The sequence below is a fragment of the Psychromonas sp. KJ10-10 genome (genome assembly GCF_047323245.1).
In the GTDB taxonomy this organism is placed as follows: Bacteria; Pseudomonadota; Gammaproteobacteria; order Enterobacterales; family Psychromonadaceae; genus Psychromonas.
This window is the reverse complement of record NZ_CP178826.1, coordinates 3,710,951-3,726,649: the sequence shown is the minus strand read 5'-3', so window position 1 is coordinate 3,726,649 and position 15,699 is coordinate 3,710,951. Positions and strand designations below refer to the sequence as shown.

The following is a 15,699-nucleotide window of genomic DNA, read 5'->3' as shown; positions in this document are numbered from 1 at the left end:
CTCTATTAGTAAGGTATTAGCCGTTTAATGAAAAATATTCGTAACTTCTCAATCATCGCTCATATTGACCATGGTAAATCGACATTATCTGATCGTTTAATTAGCACCTGTGGTGGATTAAGTGAACGTGAAATGGCCGCTCAAGTTCTTGATTCAATGGATATTGAACGTGAACGAGGCATCACAATTAAAGCACAAAGTGTGACTCTTGATTATAAAGCTTCTGATGGTGAAATTTATCAGCTAAATTTCATCGATACACCTGGGCACGTGGACTTTTCCTATGAAGTATCTCGTTCACTTGTCGCCTGTGAAGGTGCTTTATTAGTAGTTGATGCAGGGCAGGGGGTTGAAGCACAAACCTTAGCTAACTGTTATACCGCATTAGATATGGACCTAGAAGTTGTTCCTATTTTAAATAAAATTGACTTACCAGTCGCTGAGCCTGAACGTGTAAGCCAAGAAATTGAAGATATTATTGGTATCGATGCCAGCACTGCAGTACGTTGTTTCTGCGAAAACCGGTTTAGGTGTCGACTTAGTATTAGAAGAAATTGTGCGTGCCATTCCGCCTCCAGAGGGAGATGTTAATGCACCGTTACAAGCGTTAATTATTGATTCTTGGTTTGATAGCTATCAAGGTGTTGTTTCTTTAGTTCGTATCAAACACGGCCAAATTAAAGTCGGCGATAAAATGAAAGTTATGTCGACTGGCGGCGTACACCTTGTTGGCAAAGTAGGCTATTTTACCCCTAAACAATTTGAAACGGGTATCTTAAAAGCGGGTGAAGTAGGTTATGTAATTGCCGGTATTAAAGAGATCCTAGGTGCACCTGTTGGTGACACTCTTACTTTAGCAAGTGATCCTGCACCTAAGGCGCTTGGTGGTTTTAAACGTGTCACACCACAGGTTTACGCTGGACTTTTCCCAGTTAGTTCTGATGATTATGAAAGCTTCCGTGATGCGTTAGGAAAATTGAGTATTAATGATGCTTCATTATTTTATGAACCAGAAAACTCATCGGCACTAGGTTTTGGCTTCCGCTGTGGTTTCCTTGGTTTATTACACATGGAGATTATCCAGGAGCGTTTAGAGCGTGAATATGACATTGACCTTATCACCACAGCTCCTACAGTAATTTATGAAGTTGAAACAAGTGATGGTGAAGTGCAGTATGTTGATAGCCCTGCAAAGTTACCGCCTGTCAATAATATTCAAGAAATCCGCGAACCAATCGCAGAGTGTAATATGCTTGTACCGCAAGATTATTTGGGTAACGTAATTACCCTATGTATCGAAAAACGTGGTGTACAAACAAATATGGTTTATCACGGTAACCAAGTCGCATTAACTTATCATATCCCAATGGGTGAGGTTGTGATGGACTTCTTCGACCGTTTGAAATCAACTAGTCGTGGTTACGCTTCGTTAGAATATAATTTTATTAAATTTGAACCAGCAGACATGGTACGTGTTGACGTATTGATTAATAGTGAGCGTGTTGATGCATTAGCATTAATTACTCATCGTGCTAATTCAGAAACTTACGGTCGAGACTTAGTCGAAAAAATGAAAGATCTCATTCCTAGACAAATGTTTAATATTGCAATACAAGCGTACCATTGGTAGCAAAATTATTGCACGTTCAACGGTTAAGCAGACTGACTAAGAATGTATTAGCAAAATGTTATGGTGGTGATATTAGCCGTAAGAAAAAACTCTTGAAGAAACAGAAAGAGGGTAAAAAACGTATGAAGTCGGTTGGTAATGTCGACATTCCTCAAGAAGCGTTCTTAGCGGTTTTACATATCGGTAAAGATAAATAGTCGCGTGTTTATTCGTTCTTTCTCATTTTAAAAACAATGCGTTGCACCTGTGGCGCATTTTCTTTTAAACACTAGGAAAATAAAATGGCAAATACTTTTGCATTAATATTAGTGGTTTTAACCTTTGTCACCGGGATTATCTGGGTGATTGATAAATTAACCTGGGGCCCTGCGCGTAAAGTCGCCCGTCAGGTCGCACAGGATCAAGCTGAAGTCGGTTTAGATGAAAAAACACTGGCTCAAATTCACCCTGAAAATGTTGTTATCGAAAATGCGCGCTCACTTTTTCCTGTGATTGCGGTGGTATTTGTACTGCGCTCATTCTTATATGAACCATTTCAAATTCCATCGGGTTCGATGATGCCAACATTATTAATTGGTGACTTCATTTTAGTAGAGAAGTTTTCCTACGGTGTGAAAGAACCGGTTTGGCAAAATACATTAATTCCTATGGGCTCACCTGAGCGTGGTGATGTTGCTGTGTTTAAATACCCTGAAGACCAGCGCGTTGATTTTATTAAACGTGTGGTTGGCTTGCCTGGTGATCGAGTTGTATATAAAGACAAACAACTTTATTTAGTGCCTGCTTGTGAAGAAGCACAATGTGGTAATTATAAAGCTCTGGATATGCAATTTTTAGGTGATCAAAAATTCAAAGATGAAGAATCAACAATGCAACTTTACAGTGAAATTTTAGGCTCGGTTGCACACCAAATTATTGTGAACCCAAATCGTCGTGACCATGTCGCTTATTATTATCAACAGGATGATGTTAAAACTGTTGCCTATGAGTGGGTCGTTCCAGAGGGTAATTATTTTGTTATGGGAGATAACCGTGACAATAGTAAAGATAGCCGTTACTGGGGGTTTGTTCCTGAGCAAAATCTAGTCGGTAAAGCGATTGCTACCTGGATCAGTTTTGAATTCTATCGTGATGCAAATGATTTATTACCTACTTGGGTTCCAAGTGCCGTTCGATTTGACCGCATTGGTAGTATCAAATGAGTGATGAAATGAAAGAAGCAGAAATAAAGCGCTTAGAACAACGCATAGGTTATACCTTTAATGATTTTTCTTTATTAAAGCAGGCGCTGACACATCGCAGTGCACTTGGTGCGCATAATGAGCGCTTAGAATTTCTTGGTGATTCAATATTAAGCTTTGCGATTTCGACGGATCTTTATTTGCGTTTTCCTAAGGTAACCGAGGGTGATCTTAGCCGTATGCGAGCAACCTTAGTGTGTGGAAAAATGCTTGCAGAGGTGGGACGAGAATTTAACCTGAGTGATTGTTTGATATTAGGGCCAGGAGAATTAAAAAGTGGTGGCTTCCGTCGTGATTCAATTATTGCCGATGGCGTAGAAGCGATTATTGGTGCTACATTTTTAGATTCCGATATCGATACGGTTAAGGCACTAATTTTAAAATGGTTTGATAGTCGTTTAAAGACAATAAAACCTGGTATTAGCCAAAAAGATCCTAAAACACGTTTGCAAGAGCATTTACAATCTCGCAAGCAACCTTTACCTCAATATGAAGTATTAGATATAAAAGGCGAAGCACACAATCAGCAATTTACTATGTCTTGTCGTATAGATGGTATTGAAGCGGTAGAAGGTAAAGGTACCAGTCGCCGTAAAGCCGAGCAAATCGCGGCGGGTAAAATGCTTGAGGCATTATTAGGAGATAAATCATGACACAAAAATGTGGATTAGTGGCGATTGTAGGTCGTCCTAATGTCGGTAAATCGACGTTAATTAATGCCTTACTTGGACAAAAAGTCAGTATTACATCACGTAAAGCACAAACCACGCGCCATCGTATTTTAGGTATTGATACCGACGGTGATTACCAAACGGTTTATGTTGATACTCCAGGGTTACACATCGAAGAAAAGCGTGCCATTAATCGTTTAATGAATCGCGTGACCTCTAGCTCAATTAATGACGTTGAAATGGTCATTTTTGTGGTCGAAGGAACACATTGGAACGAAGATGATGAGATGGTGTTAAGTAAGTTTGAATACTTAAAATGTCCAGTTATTTTAGCCGTTAATAAAATTGATAACGTCGAAGATAAAGAGTTATTGTTACCGCATTTAGAAGAATTAGGTAAACGTTATAATTTTAAACATATTTTACCAATGTCAGCTAAAAAAGGTGACAACATAGAGAAAATACGTCAATGGTCGCAAGAAATTTTACCTGAGTCAGAGTTTTATTTTCCTGAAGATTATATTACCGATCGTTCTTCTCGTTTTATGGCCTCTGAAATTGTTCGTGAAAAATTAATGCGTTATTTAGGAGACGAATTACCTTATTCAGTAACCGTTGAAATTGAGCAGTTCAAACAACAAGCCAACGGAATATTGCATATTAATGCCTTGATTTTGGTTGAGCGTGATGGTCAAAAACGTATGGTCATTGGTAACAAAGGCGAAAAAATTAAAGCGATTAGCACACAATCACGTCTTGATATGGAAGAGCTTTTTGATGCTAAAGTGTTTTTAGAGGTTTGGGTTAAAGTGAAAACTGGTTGGTCAGATGATATGCGTGCATTGCATAGTCTAGGCTACAGTGACGACTACTCTGGAAAATAATGTTTAATCGCGTTGATCTTTAGCACTAACTCGGCGTCGGAGATACTCATTTGCAACTGCAAACTGCGTGTCTCCTCCTTGATTTAGTACCAAATATCTTAGCGCTGAAGCATTATTAATTTTTATTACTAAATAAATCGCCATTAAACTGTCTTAATAATCGGACTTTTTCGAGAAACAAACATCTATGTCAGTTGAGTGCCACAACGCATTTATTTTACATCGCAGACCCTATCGAGAGACCAGTCAGTTATTGGATTTGTTTTGTCAGGATGTGGGTAAAGTCAGTCTTATCTTTAAAGGTGGGCGAAGCGGAACACGTATGCGAAGAGGTACGGCGCAACCTTTTACTTTATTACAAGCGACTTATTTTGGCCGTGGTAGCTTAAAGACCGTAAAATCTCTTGAAGCACAAACACAAGTGGTGCCTTTAACGGGCAATCGTTTATACATGGCTATGTATATCAATGAGCTACTGTATCATTTATTACAGGCAGAAACGGCCTGTGATGGATTGTTTAACGTTTATCAAGATACTTTACTGTCGATTGCTGGTGATGATGACCCGCAAATAGGTCTGAGGAATTTTGAATTAACACTATTGGAAACCTTAGGGTATGGTGTTAATTTTGATCAAGATATTTACAGTGGTGAGCAACTTGAATGCGGTTTTGATTATCAATACCTGCAACAGGAAGGTTTTTTTGCTAAGCAAGCGATCCATAATAAACAACATATTTATACCGGTAAACAGATTCAAGCATTAGCTTATCGTGACTTTTCTGAGCCAGATTCTTTACAGGCGACAGAAACGTTTTTGTCGCCAAGCTCTAGCTCATTTATTGGGTGGTAAACCATTACATAGCAGGGCTCTTTTTGTCGCTTCAAAATAAAATGTTATCAATAAACATTAAGCATTAGTTCCCTTTTTTAGGGGCAAACTATATAAACAGTCGAGGCCTTTTTGCAGGCTCGAAATAGAGGAACATCATGAGTAAATTATTATTAGGCGTTAATATCGATCACATCGCAACACTGCGTAATGCTCGTGGCACCTGTTTTCCTGAACCTGCTCATTTAGTCGCTATTGCAGAAACATCGGGTGCAGATGGTATTACTATCCATTTACGCGAAGACAGACGACATATTAACGATAGAGACGTTGCTGTGCTTGCACAGACCTTACAAACGCGCATGAATCTTGAAATGGCTGTCACCGATGAAATGGTTGATATTGCGATTCGAACACAACCAGTTTTTGTTTGTTTAGTCCCTGAAAAACGTGAAGAACTAACTACGGAAGGTGGTTTGGATGTTGTTGGTTCTTACAATAAAATAGCTTCTGCAGTTGAGCGCTTAAATGCGACTAACATCCAAGTATCACTATTTATTGACCCTGAAAATGATCAAATTGATGCTCGCTATTAAAACCGGTGCTACTTATATTGAATTACATACTGGTCAGTATGCTGATGCAAAGGATGAAGCTGAGCAAGAAACTGAATTACAACGTATTAAATCAGCGGCAACTTACGCACATAATGCTGGCATTAAAGTAAATGCAGGTCATGGTCTTAATTATCATAATGTTAAACCGATTGCGGCTCTTCCTGAAATTATTGAGCTGAATATTGGCCATGCGATTGTTGCTCGTGCCGTAGTGGATGGTTTTGCAAATGCAGTCTCAGAAATGAAACGTTTGATGATTGAAGGACGCAACGGTCTGTAAATACTTTAGGTATGGTCTTTGTAAAGAAAGCGCATTTGTTATAAGCAAATAGCGCTTTTTTACTTTCAACCGCAATAATATAGCAATCGTAATATAGCGATTAACGGAAATGATAAGGGTAAAGAAAATGCAACATAAACTTTTTTCAGTAAATGATTTCCGTGAACAATTTCCTATCTTAGATCAACAGGTCAATGACCACTCGTTGATTTACCTTGATAATGCAGACAACCACTCAGAAACCAATGTCAGTAGTTGAAGCAATTACTCACTACTATCTGAATAACAATGCTAATGTACATCGTGCAAGTCACCACTTAAGCAGTCAAGCAACCACATCTTTTGAACAAGCCCGTTTAACAGTACAAAAGTTTATTAATGCTAAAAGCCATAAAGAAATTATCTGGACAAAGGGTACGACAGAAGGCTTTAATCTGCTCACTCATGTTTTTGCATCGCAATTACAAGCAGGTGATGAAGTGATTATTAGCACTCTTGAGCATCATGCTAATATTGTGCCTTGGCAAATGTTAGTCGCTTCTAAACATATTGTGTTAAAAGTGATCCCTTTAAAAGAAGATAATAGTTTAGATATAAATGCTTATCTGAAATTGCTAAATAAGCGCACTAAATTTGTCTCTGTTGCACATATTTCCAATGCCTTAGGGATTGTTAATCCGATTGAAGAGATTATTAACCTTGCTCATCAAGTGGATGCGCAGGTTATTATTGATGGGGCCCAAGCCGTTGCGCACATGCCAGTAGATGTACAGGCATTAGATTGTGATTATTATCTGTTTTCTGCTCATAAATTATTTGCCCCCACTGGTGTAGGTGTTTTATATGGAAAACAAGAATTATTAGAGGCACTTCCTCCTTGGCAGGGAGGGGGAGAAATGATCAAAAGTGTGAGCTTTACTGAAACTATTTATAACGATTTGCCCTTCAAGTTTGAAGCCGGCACACCTAATATTGCTGGTGTTATTGGTTTAGGCTGCGCTATTGAGTTTTTGAGTCAATATGATCAGAAAATGATGATGTTACATGAGCAAATGTTATTAGCGGTTGCAGAGAGTGGTTTGCTGGCGATTCCCGAGGTTTCTGTTTTTTCCGCTGGTATACCTAAATCCGGCGCGATAAGTTTTAGTGTTGCTGAGGAGCATCATAGCGATATTGCTATGTTATTGGATGCACAGGGCATTGCAGTACGCAGTGGTAGTCATTGTGCGATGCCTTTGTTAAGTGCGCTTAACTGTGAAGGGACAGTACGAGTATCATTTTCATTTTACAATACGCTAACAGAAGTAAATCAGTTCCTAAGCGCATTAAAAAACGTGATTAGCTTGTTAAAAGAATAAAAGCTATTTTAGTGTCAGCCGTCAGCCTGATTTTGAACTTACTGACAGCTGACAGCTAAAAACTGACAGCTTATCTTTTTAGTATAAAACTCAGACTTTCTATTTCTAACCCTGCTTGCACAAAATTAATATTGAGCTGATGTAAACCTTTCTCTAGATTTACTTCTAATCCCTGTACATTGATGACTTTGCCATCGGTACCATTAACAGAAAATGACATGCTGTAAATACCATTAAAGCTCAGGCGACAGGTTGATTGTGAAACAGGGCTACTATCGTAACGTATATTACTGCTACATTGATAAACACCTGACTCTGCCACTTCTAAAATTAAAACCTTATTTGCTTTGCAGTTTAATTGAATGGGTTGTTCAATGGGCAGGGCATTTTCACCTGCAATATCAGTATTAGCAGTAAATTCTTTTAGAGGGTCATAGGCTTTTAAAGGACGATTCATTACAGGTGTATCTAGGATAAATCGACAAATATTGATTGCACTGCGTTGTAATTCACCAATAGTTAAAGAGCCATTTTCTAGTGCTTCCAACGTATCATCATTCATTGAGTTCCGCTTTGCGCCATCATTTTCAGCCACCATATAAAGATCGTTTTGTGAACGAATCATATATGAGGTGTAGGTTTTAGTTGCTTCACCTGCTTTAACAGGGTCATTCATTTTAGCCCACCAATCTGTCATAACGATGCCAGTAAAGCCCCATTCTTCACGTAAAATACGAGTATTCAGATCGTAATTAGAGGCGTTCCAATGCGCATTGACTGGATTATAAGTGGTCATAATAGTTGATGCTTGTCCTTCTTTTACTGCGATTTCAAAGGGTTTAAGGTGTATTTCACGAAGTGCACGTTGTGAAATTACACTATCAACATCAACACGATAGGTTTCTTGGTCATTAGCAACTAAGTGTTTGATGGTACCTGATACGCCTGCTTTTTTTAGACCACGAGTTTGTGCCTGCCCCGATTTCACCAGTTATTAATGGGTCTTCAGAAAAGTATTCAAAGTTTCTGCCGTTTAGTGGGTGACGATGAATATTAATGCCCGGGCCTAATAAAGTATCAATTTGGTTGGCATTTAATTCTTCGCCGACTAAATAAAATAATTGTTCATTAAGAGCTTTGTTCCAGGTACAACCTAATAAGGTGCCGATAGGTACTTGAGTTGCTTTATGGCCACTATCCATGCGAATACCCGATGGTCCGTCAGCCGCAGTCGCGATAGGAATACCTAACTGAAATAAATCATCTGAAACACCGCCAAAAGCGTACCATGTTCCTGGGGTTACTTTAGGGCTACACATACCTTCACCTCGTACAATAGTGGCGAGTTGTTCAATCGTCATTTGAGCCACAAAATCTTGCATCAATGCATTACCCTTTTTCACATCAATCAATTTGATGCCTTGATCGCCGGTGATAGGGTAAGTGGCTGGCATATTCTTTTGAATACGTTTTGCTAATGAAATAGTGCGTTGAGGAACGCTTTCAAGCGTTTTTTGATATGAACCGTCCTGATTTCTTTTGCTTGGTTTTAGTCGCTCAAAGGGCTTTATTGGTGCCATCGCTTCACTTAGTTGCTCAAGAAAAATCAATGTTTCGATACTTAGGCTTGCAGGAAGTAATTGCGCATGACGGACACTTGCTCCAAGGTAAAATTGATATTTACCTTCTTCAACAACAAAGCTATTAATAAAACCTGTGGCGCCACTATCATCGTAGGAAGCTAACTTATTCATATCGATAGAAACGCGTAAATTTTGTTTTTCACCAGGTTTCAATATGTTAGTTTTATCAAAACCAGCTAAGACTCGTGCGGGTTTGCCTAGTTTTCCCTGTGGTGCTTGAACATATAGTTGCACAACTTCTTTACTACTATAAATTGAACCAATATTTTCCACTTCGATATCAAAATGAAGAATTTGTGTTACGCCACTGCCTTCAATAGTGTAATTTATTAGCTCACGTTTAAACTCGGTATATGAAAGGCCTGCCCCGAATTCATACTGTACTGCCTGTGGCTTAAAGGTTTCAAAATAGCGATAACCAACATATATATCTTCTTCATAAAGATTAAAGTCTTTACCACCAAAATTGCTAGATGAGGGATAATCACAAAGTTGATAGGCAATGGTATCTGTTAATCGTCCACTAGGTGATACGTCACCAGAAAGCACATCCGCCAAGGCGTGACCACCTTCCATTCCTGTCGCCCAACTATACAGGACAGCGCTAATTGACTCTTTGTTTTTGATTGAATCTAACCAAGACAGGTCAATTATATTAGTGACATTAAGTACAAGGATAACATCATTAAAATAGGTATTAACTTGTTCTACCATGGCTAATTCATTTGCTGTTAAGCGATAACTGCCAGGCTCATCAGCATTATCTTGATCTTCGCCAGCAGTGCGACCAATAATAATAATGGCTTTATCAGAGGCTTCAGCCGCTTGTTGAACGGTATCGGTATGAAGTGGCATTTCTTCTTGAAACCAAGGTTCAGTTGCCCATCCACCTCCGCCATCATTGAAAGGGTTCGCTTCAACCCATCGCTGGTAAATCGTAATTAAGCTCTCGTTTAATGTAATGCTTGGATTTTCTCGAAGGCCTTGCAATGCACTTACTGCATAGGGCACATTCACAGCACCACCTGAGCCAGTGCCACTTCGATAGGTATCAATTTGACAGCGACCAAAAAGTGAAATTATTTGACCTTTTTTAAGGGGAAGACTGTGATTTTTATTCTCTAATAATACGATACCCTCATTAGCGGTTTGGCGCTGATAGGAATAAGGTTTTGTTGCGCCATGCTAATCTTTTCTGTGTGCATATGTGTTTGTCCAATTCATATAGTTGAGAGTATCAGTATTTTTTATAAAACTATTTATAGCGGAATAACTCTGTTAAAAATATTTTCGCCTATAGTGCTTTAGCTTGTAAACGAGACAATTTATATCATGATTAAAAAACACAAAAGTTGATAGATAGATCAACTACAAAACAATCCCATGAAATAATTTATAAAATGTTTCATAAATACTCGCAATGACTGTTTCTAACCTGAAGTGAAAAGCTTCAAGATATTTTTAACGATGTAAAACAATTTAAAAGATGAATGATGAAGGTAGGGGGAGTCTTTAATATTAAGGGCTTTAATAGGAAGATAAAATAGATGAACGCAAAGATACGTTCATCTATTTTTTAATAAAAAGGCTAGCAATTACTTATTAGCATCACTTTTCATTGCTTTACGAATACAGAAGGTCGCGCCTCCCCAAGTGATGCCCAAACCTAGTAGCATCATTACAATTGCACCAGTAGTCATATTATTTCTCCTCAGAAATGATCATTTTGCTTTTTTGTTGATAATAATAGCAACAACTAGCATAGCAACGACAAGTCCCCACCCTAACATCAGTAAGTCTGATTGTTCATAACCACCGTAACCTTTTGTTAAGGTGGTGTAGAGGTTGGTTACTAGAATTACAATTAGGAATGCTGGGCTAATGTAACGAAGACAAATCTCGAACCAATTACCGATAGTGAATTCAGACACTTTATTAACGTGTTGATGAATGCCCGATAGTTTGATGATCCATCCCATGATAATAAGTTCAATGATACAACTTGCTAATAATGCAACATTGTTCATGAAATAATCAACAAGATCTAATAATAATAAACCACCGTTTGTCGCAAAAGATAATGAAACAACAAGGCCAATACCACAAACCATTGAAGCGACCACTTTACGAGAAAGGTTTAATTTATCAATAAATGCAGAGGTCACCGCTTCAATAATAGAAATATGCGAGCTAAGGCCTGCAATCACTAATGCAAAGAATAATACCGGACCTAAAATGTAAGGCGCAGGTAATAAGTTGATTGCAGAAGGGATAGTAATAAAGGCTAAACCAACCCCTGAAGTAACAACTTCAGTTAATGGTTTTGCTTGTTCATGTGCCATATTACCTAAAATCGAAAATACTAAAATACCTGCCACGATTGAGAAACCACAGTTGATTAATACTGTCATGAAGGCATTGTTAGTGACATCTGATTTCTTCGGTAAGTAGCTTGAATAAGCTAACATGATGGCAAAACCAATACTCAGTGTGAAGAATATTTGCCCATAAGCGGCAGACCAAACTTTAGGATCAGTAATTTTGCTGAAATCAGGTTCGAATAAGTAATTTAAACCATCTAAAGCGCCAGGTAACATTAGCATGCGAACAATCAGGGCAATTACCATGAAGAATAATAGAGGCATTAACACTTTATTCGCGCGTTCAATCCCGCCTTTTACACCAGTAAAAATAGCACCAAAAGTGATTAACCAGGCGATAGCCATTGGAATTGCAATATGCCATTGAATTGAACCTAGTTTACTTGGGCTATTCTCTCCACCTAGTTGTAGGTATTCACTAAAGAAGAAGGCATTTGTATCTGCGCCCCAAGCCTGTGTAAATGACATACTAAAATAGGAAATTGCCCAGCCAATTACCGCGACATAATAGACCGCAATAATAGCGACTAGCATGACTTGGAACCAACCTAGCCATTCAAATTTACTATTCAAACTTGCAAATACGCGAGGCAGCTGCGCCACGATATTTATGACCCATACCAAATTCCATGATCATAAATGGAATACCCGCTGTTAGCATTGCAAAAAGATAAGGAATAAAAAATGCACCACCGCCATTTTCATATGCCATATACGGGAAACGCCAAATATTTCCCAGTCCAATTGCTGAACCTACTCGTTGCGAGGATAAACCCTGCTCGGGATCCCCATTGTTTCTCGTTTCATAAAAATTCCTTTATAAAAACTAAGTTAGTTTATTTTTGTGTGTTGTGCTTTTGTCATGACAAAAGCGTAGAAGGAGGGTACCTATTTAATGGTAGTGAGGCAATAAAACGCTTAATAATTGATGAATAATTTGATTTGTTAACATGTAAATAGGTATTTGATATCTTTAAAGAAACAATTTTTTAACAACTGGTGAATAAGTGATTAGTTTTGTTGTTTAGGATTTAGGCAGAGTCGTTAAAAGGGAATGTGACGAGGTTAGAATTTTTTGTTTCTGAATAAATAATTTTAACTATTTACAAATTTACTGCACATTTATTTATTATGCTCCAGTTCCTTTTACTAACTGCCTTGGCATCATCAATTGTTAGAAAAGGTTTTAAAGTTAAGTCATATTTAGTTTTTTTAACTAATTGTTGTTTAATATTTTATTCGCAAAATTGAGAATTTGGTATATGGTTTAATTATCTATTAATAAAATAATATCTACATTCGTTGTATTTATAAATAAATGAGGTTTGAAAATGAAGAAACAGTCTGGCTTTACATTAATTGAATTAGTTATTGTGATTATCATTTTAGGTATTTTAGCCGCAACAGCTGTGCCTAAATTTGTTGATCTACAAAGTGATGCGCGTCAATCAGCCATGAAAGGTGTTAAAGGTGCACTTGAAGGCGCGACGACGTTAACTTATTCTCGTGTCGCGATTGATGGTGTTGAGAAATTGACTGGTCAAACAGTTAATGGTATTGTCGCCGAATATGGTTATCCTGCTGGAACTGTTGTCGCATTACAAGAAGTCGCTGGCTTAGCGAGTACAGACTGGACTATTACAGCTGGTTCAGGCACCGCTGCCGCTATTATTGTAGCTCAAGATGCTCCAACTGGTGCGGATACGGCTGGCGATGCATCAGAATGTCGAGTTACTTATTTAGAAGCAACAAGTATCGCTCGTCCAACAATCACTGTTATTGATACTGGTTGTTAATTTATAAGCCACTAGTTTATAAATACCCGCCAAGAGCGGGTATTTTTTTATCTTTAGTTCAAGCAAATTATCATAATTAGTCTCGAATAAAACAGAAACTTTTCTTATACTTATAGTTCTATTCACCTATCAGCATTCAATCAAGGTATTACTGTTAATGATTTCAAACCCTAAAAAAATCACACAAGGTTTTACTCTGATAGAGCTAGTGGTGGTGATTATTGTTTTAGGTGTGCTTGCTGTAGTTGCGATACCTAAGTTTGTTAATCGCTCTGGTTTTGAAGATTATACTGTACGTGATCAAATGATTGCTCGTTTACGTTTAGTGCAATTGCAGGGAATGAATGCAGACCCTTCCAATGGTGCAACAACAAACGCTTGTTATTGGTTGGTTGTTAAAAACACCTGTTTTTATAACGAACATAGCAGTAAAACAGGGGCAAGTTGTAATGCTCCCTCTGCATCAAATGTGTGCAATGATGATAGTTATAATGATTTTTCACCTGTTACATTTCCAGCGGGTATGTTAAACGAAACAAACTATCGCTTTGACATTCAGGGCCGTCCCATTTCAGGTGTTACTTCGATAGCAATCAATGGTGATAATAATCTCTCTATCACTATTGAAACAGAGGGGTTTATCCATGAATAATCGTGGTTTTACCCTAGTGGAATTAGTCATCGGCATTGTGGTGCTGGCTATCGCTATGATGGTCATGAATACCATGTTAATTTCGCAAAGCAAAGACGCTTTAGAACCATTGTATCGTTTACGTGCTTCTCAACTCGGTCAAAGTATTATGCAAAATGTGCTAGCACGTGCCTATGATGAAAATTCAGATCACAATGGAGGATTATACCGTTGTGGTGAAGTTTGGCCCTCAACGGGAACCACACAAGACTGTTCCACAGTATTAGGGCGAGACACTGGTGAGGTTGAGGGAGAGCATCAAGATTATAATGATGTGGATGATTTTATTACCAGTGGATTTGAACCGGCAGTCAATTATGGTGATGCATTAGGAAATGATTTACCCAGTCAATATAACAATTATCAGATTAAAATCGACGTAGTAGAGGTTGTTGCTAATAGCCGTAAAAAAATCAGTGTGACCATTAATACACCTAGCAATGAAGATATTCGTTTTAGCGCATTAAAAGGAAACTATTAATGAAGCTATCGAAACATATAGTTAAAGGGTTTACCTTAGTTGAGCTAGTGATTGTGATTGTTATTTTATCGGCCCTTGGCATTGCAACAACCACTTATATTTCCACTGGGGTAAATATTTATACCAATATTAATGAGCAAGATAGTGAGCTCAATAGCACTCGTTTTGTGATGGAGCGCCTGCGTCGAGATATATTAAATTCATTACCTAATAGCTTAAAAGTTTCTTCCGATAATCAGTGCCTGACTTTTACTCCTATTATAAAAAGCAGTCTTTATGGTGTTGATTTCCCTATTTTTCCACAAAATTCGATAACCGCGACAATAGCGTCTCTTGATGACTATACTTTTACAGCGGGTGATAAAGCGGTTGTGTATCTTTTAGATGAAAGTGAACTCAGTACAGATAAAGTACAGAATATAGTCGCTATAAGTGGTGAACTTATCACCTTTGATAGTGCAGTTAGTTTTCCGCAAGGATCTCCAATAAAACGCTTTTATATTATTAATAGTTCAAAAAGTTATTACTTTAACCTTGCTGATGAGCTTGTTTTCGCTAATGACTGTGCTTCATCGGGCAGTATTATGGCTAATAATATAAAAGGAGACTTTGAAGTTGCTCAGCCAACATTACAGCGAAACGGACTGGCAAAGGTTACATTTTCTTTAGACTTCGATGGGCAGGAGGTGCCAATTGAACAAACCCTGCATGTTACCAATGCACCATAAACTAGTTTGTCTAAGCAAAAATCAATTAAAAAGTCACTCATTACAAAAGCAAAGTGGTAGTGCTATTGTGCTGGCCATTTTTGTGATTTTGATTATTTCAATGCTTGGTGTCGCATTAGTTTCATTGCAACAGGATGGTGCCAAGGGGACTAGTTATGAGGTGTATGCGTCGCGTGCTTATCTGAGTGCCTATTCGGCAAGTGAAGTGGCGTTATTAGCATTATTTCCACTTAATAGTAGCGGTGCTGATACCAGCACTTGCACTAGCGCTTCTTTTCCAGTTTCATTAGACACTAGCGATACTGGCTTTCATGGTTGTAGCGCTAATTATCAATGTCAGATACTATCACCTGTTAGCTCAGCCAGCTTACCAACCCGTTATAGGGTTGTCAGTACTGCTGTGTGCGAAAATGCACAAACAGTAACCCGTCGACAAATCATGGTTGAAGCAACTAGCCAGTAATAG

19 protein-coding genes and 1 pseudogene are annotated in these 15,699 nt (G+C 38.2%); 15 read left to right on the top strand and 5 right to left on the bottom strand.

Features of this window, described 5'->3' with window-relative positions; all coding sequences use genetic code 11:
• Window positions 1-27 precede the first annotated feature (27 nt).
• From ACLKMH_RS21430 to ACLKMH_RS21385, 10 genes and pseudogenes are all read left to right on the top strand, one after another.
• Window positions 28-591, top strand: a complete 564-nt coding sequence (locus ACLKMH_RS21430) for a GTP-binding protein (RefSeq protein ID WP_413699880.1) — start codon at window positions 28-30, stop codon at window positions 589-591.
• Entirely contained in the window at window positions 488-1,630 is a 1,143-nt protein-coding gene (locus tag ACLKMH_RS21425) for an EF-Tu/IF-2/RF-3 family GTPase (protein WP_413699879.1), read from the top strand. Before ACLKMH_RS21430 ends, ACLKMH_RS21425 begins: the two co-directional genes overlap by 104 nt.
• Window positions 1,624-1,827, top strand: a complete 204-nt coding sequence (locus tag ACLKMH_RS21420; protein WP_413699878.1) for a hypothetical protein — start codon at window positions 1,624-1,626, stop codon at window positions 1,825-1,827. Before ACLKMH_RS21425 ends, ACLKMH_RS21420 begins: the two co-directional genes overlap by 7 nt.
• A gap of 84 nt (window positions 1,828-1,911) precedes the next feature.
• Window positions 1,912-2,832 carry a signal peptidase I gene (lepB, locus tag ACLKMH_RS21415; protein WP_413699877.1) on the top strand — a complete coding sequence of 307 codons (921 nt, stop codon included), beginning with the start codon at window positions 1,912-1,914 and terminating at the stop codon, window positions 2,830-2,832.
• Window positions 2,829-3,524 carry a ribonuclease III gene (gene rnc, locus ACLKMH_RS21410; RefSeq protein ID WP_413699876.1) on the top strand — a complete coding sequence of 232 codons (696 nt, stop codon included), beginning with the start codon at window positions 2,829-2,831 and terminating at the stop codon, window positions 3,522-3,524. Before lepB ends, rnc begins: the two co-directional genes overlap by 4 nt.
• Window positions 3,521-4,426: a GTPase Era gene (gene era / locus ACLKMH_RS21405; protein ID WP_413699875.1), complete on the top strand. Its 906-nt coding sequence runs from the start codon at window positions 3,521-3,523 to the stop codon at window positions 4,424-4,426. Before rnc ends, era begins: the two co-directional genes overlap by 4 nt.
• Window positions 4,427-4,613: 187 nt before the next feature.
• Window positions 4,614-5,279, top strand: coding sequence for a DNA repair protein RecO (gene recO / locus ACLKMH_RS21400; protein ID WP_413699874.1), 666 nt, complete (start codon window positions 4,614-4,616; stop codon window positions 5,277-5,279).
• A 137-nt stretch (window positions 5,280-5,416) separates the two neighbouring features.
• Window positions 5,417-6,155: pseudogene (gene pdxJ / locus ACLKMH_RS21395) on the top strand (pyridoxine 5'-phosphate synthase).
• Window positions 6,156-6,282: 127 nt separating this feature from the next.
• On the top strand, window positions 6,283-6,414 hold the full coding sequence (locus ACLKMH_RS21390; protein ID WP_413699873.1) for a hypothetical protein: 132 nt from the start codon (window positions 6,283-6,285) through the stop codon (window positions 6,412-6,414).
• The gene (locus ACLKMH_RS21385; protein WP_413699872.1) at window positions 6,401-7,513 is read left to right on the top strand and encodes an aminotransferase class V-fold PLP-dependent enzyme; all 1,113 of its coding nucleotides are present in this window, start codon (window positions 6,401-6,403) and stop codon (window positions 7,511-7,513) included. The genes ACLKMH_RS21390 and ACLKMH_RS21385 overlap by 14 nt, the downstream gene beginning before the upstream one ends.
• 70 nt (window positions 7,514-7,583) lie before the next feature.
• Here the strand turns inward: ACLKMH_RS21385 and ACLKMH_RS21380 are convergent, their stop codons facing one another.
• The 5 genes from ACLKMH_RS21380 to ACLKMH_RS21360 form a co-directional block, all read right to left on the bottom strand.
• Entirely contained in the window at window positions 7,584-8,501 is a 918-nt protein-coding gene (locus ACLKMH_RS21380; protein ID WP_413699871.1) for a glycoside hydrolase family 3 N-terminal domain-containing protein, read from the bottom strand.
• Entirely contained in the window at window positions 8,425-10,236 is a 1,812-nt protein-coding gene (locus ACLKMH_RS21375; protein ID WP_413702433.1) for a glycoside hydrolase family 3 C-terminal domain-containing protein, read from the bottom strand. Before ACLKMH_RS21375 ends, ACLKMH_RS21380 begins: the two co-directional genes overlap by 77 nt.
• Before the next feature lie 515 nt (window positions 10,237-10,751).
• On the bottom strand, window positions 10,752-10,856 hold the full coding sequence (locus tag ACLKMH_RS21370; RefSeq protein ID WP_413699870.1) for a MetS family NSS transporter small subunit: 105 nt from the start codon (window positions 10,854-10,856) through the stop codon (window positions 10,752-10,754).
• A gap of 21 nt (window positions 10,857-10,877) precedes the next feature.
• Window positions 10,878-12,140: a sodium-dependent transporter gene (locus ACLKMH_RS21365; protein ID WP_413699869.1), complete on the bottom strand. Its 1,263-nt coding sequence runs from the start codon at window positions 12,138-12,140 to the stop codon at window positions 10,878-10,880.
• Window positions 12,103-12,249, bottom strand: a complete 147-nt coding sequence (locus ACLKMH_RS21360; protein WP_413699868.1) for a hypothetical protein — start codon at window positions 12,247-12,249, stop codon at window positions 12,103-12,105. Before ACLKMH_RS21360 ends, ACLKMH_RS21365 begins: the two co-directional genes overlap by 38 nt.
• A 619-nt stretch (window positions 12,250-12,868) precedes the next feature.
• Here ACLKMH_RS21360 and ACLKMH_RS21355 point away from each other — a divergent pair.
• The 5 genes from ACLKMH_RS21355 (at window position 12,869) to ACLKMH_RS21335 (ending at window position 15,696) form a co-directional block, all read left to right on the top strand.
• Window positions 12,869-13,333 carry a prepilin-type N-terminal cleavage/methylation domain-containing protein gene (locus ACLKMH_RS21355; RefSeq protein WP_413699867.1) on the top strand — a complete coding sequence of 155 codons (465 nt, stop codon included), beginning with the start codon at window positions 12,869-12,871 and terminating at the stop codon, window positions 13,331-13,333.
• A 157-nt stretch (window positions 13,334-13,490) separates the two neighbouring features.
• Window positions 13,491-13,985 carry a prepilin-type N-terminal cleavage/methylation domain-containing protein gene (locus ACLKMH_RS21350; protein WP_413699866.1) on the top strand — a complete coding sequence of 165 codons (495 nt, stop codon included), beginning with the start codon at window positions 13,491-13,493 and terminating at the stop codon, window positions 13,983-13,985.
• Window positions 13,978-14,505: a type IV pilus modification PilV family protein gene (locus ACLKMH_RS21345; RefSeq protein ID WP_413699865.1), complete on the top strand. Its 528-nt coding sequence runs from the start codon at window positions 13,978-13,980 to the stop codon at window positions 14,503-14,505. The genes ACLKMH_RS21350 and ACLKMH_RS21345 overlap by 8 nt, the downstream gene beginning before the upstream one ends.
• Window positions 14,505-15,233, top strand: a complete 729-nt coding sequence (locus ACLKMH_RS21340) for a type II secretion system protein J (RefSeq protein WP_413699864.1) — start codon at window positions 14,505-14,507, stop codon at window positions 15,231-15,233. Before ACLKMH_RS21345 ends, ACLKMH_RS21340 begins: the two co-directional genes overlap by 1 nt.
• The gene (locus ACLKMH_RS21335) at window positions 15,199-15,696 is read left to right on the top strand and encodes a hypothetical protein (RefSeq protein ID WP_413699863.1); all 498 of its coding nucleotides are present in this window, start codon (window positions 15,199-15,201) and stop codon (window positions 15,694-15,696) included. Before ACLKMH_RS21340 ends, ACLKMH_RS21335 begins: the two co-directional genes overlap by 35 nt.
• Window positions 15,697-15,699: the final 3 nt, after the last annotated feature.

Coding starts and splice junctions, on each gene's coding strand:
- ACLKMH_RS21345 (WP_413699865.1), top strand. CDS start 13,978: ATGAATAATCGTGGTTTTACCCTAGTGGAATTAGTCATCGGCATTGTG.
- ACLKMH_RS21350 (WP_413699866.1), top strand. CDS start 13,491: ATGATTTCAAACCCTAAAAAAATCACACAAGGTTTTACTCTGATAGAG.
- era (WP_413699875.1), top strand. CDS start 3,521: ATGACACAAAAATGTGGATTAGTGGCGATTGTAGGTCGTCCTAATGTC.
- ACLKMH_RS21370 (WP_413699870.1), bottom strand. CDS start 10,856: ATGACTACTGGTGCAATTGTAATGATGCTACTAGGTTTGGGCATCACT.
- ACLKMH_RS21355 (WP_413699867.1), top strand. CDS start 12,869: ATGAAGAAACAGTCTGGCTTTACATTAATTGAATTAGTTATTGTGATT.
- ACLKMH_RS21385 (WP_413699872.1), top strand. CDS start 6,401: ATGTCAGTAGTTGAAGCAATTACTCACTACTATCTGAATAACAATGCT.
- ACLKMH_RS21360 (WP_413699868.1), bottom strand. CDS start 12,249: ATGGCATATGAAAATGGCGGTGGTGCATTTTTTATTCCTTATCTTTTT.
- ACLKMH_RS21425 (WP_413699879.1), top strand. CDS start 488: ATGCCAGCACTGCAGTACGTTGTTTCTGCGAAAACCGGTTTAGGTGTC.
- rnc (WP_413699876.1), top strand. CDS start 2,829: ATGAGTGATGAAATGAAAGAAGCAGAAATAAAGCGCTTAGAACAACGC.
- ACLKMH_RS21430 (WP_413699880.1), top strand. CDS start 28: ATGAAAAATATTCGTAACTTCTCAATCATCGCTCATATTGACCATGGT.
- recO (WP_413699874.1), top strand. CDS start 4,614: ATGTCAGTTGAGTGCCACAACGCATTTATTTTACATCGCAGACCCTAT.
- ACLKMH_RS21340 (WP_413699864.1), top strand. CDS start 14,505: ATGAAGCTATCGAAACATATAGTTAAAGGGTTTACCTTAGTTGAGCTA.
- ACLKMH_RS21390 (WP_413699873.1), top strand. CDS start 6,283: ATGCAACATAAACTTTTTTCAGTAAATGATTTCCGTGAACAATTTCCT.
- lepB (WP_413699877.1), top strand. CDS start 1,912: ATGGCAAATACTTTTGCATTAATATTAGTGGTTTTAACCTTTGTCACC.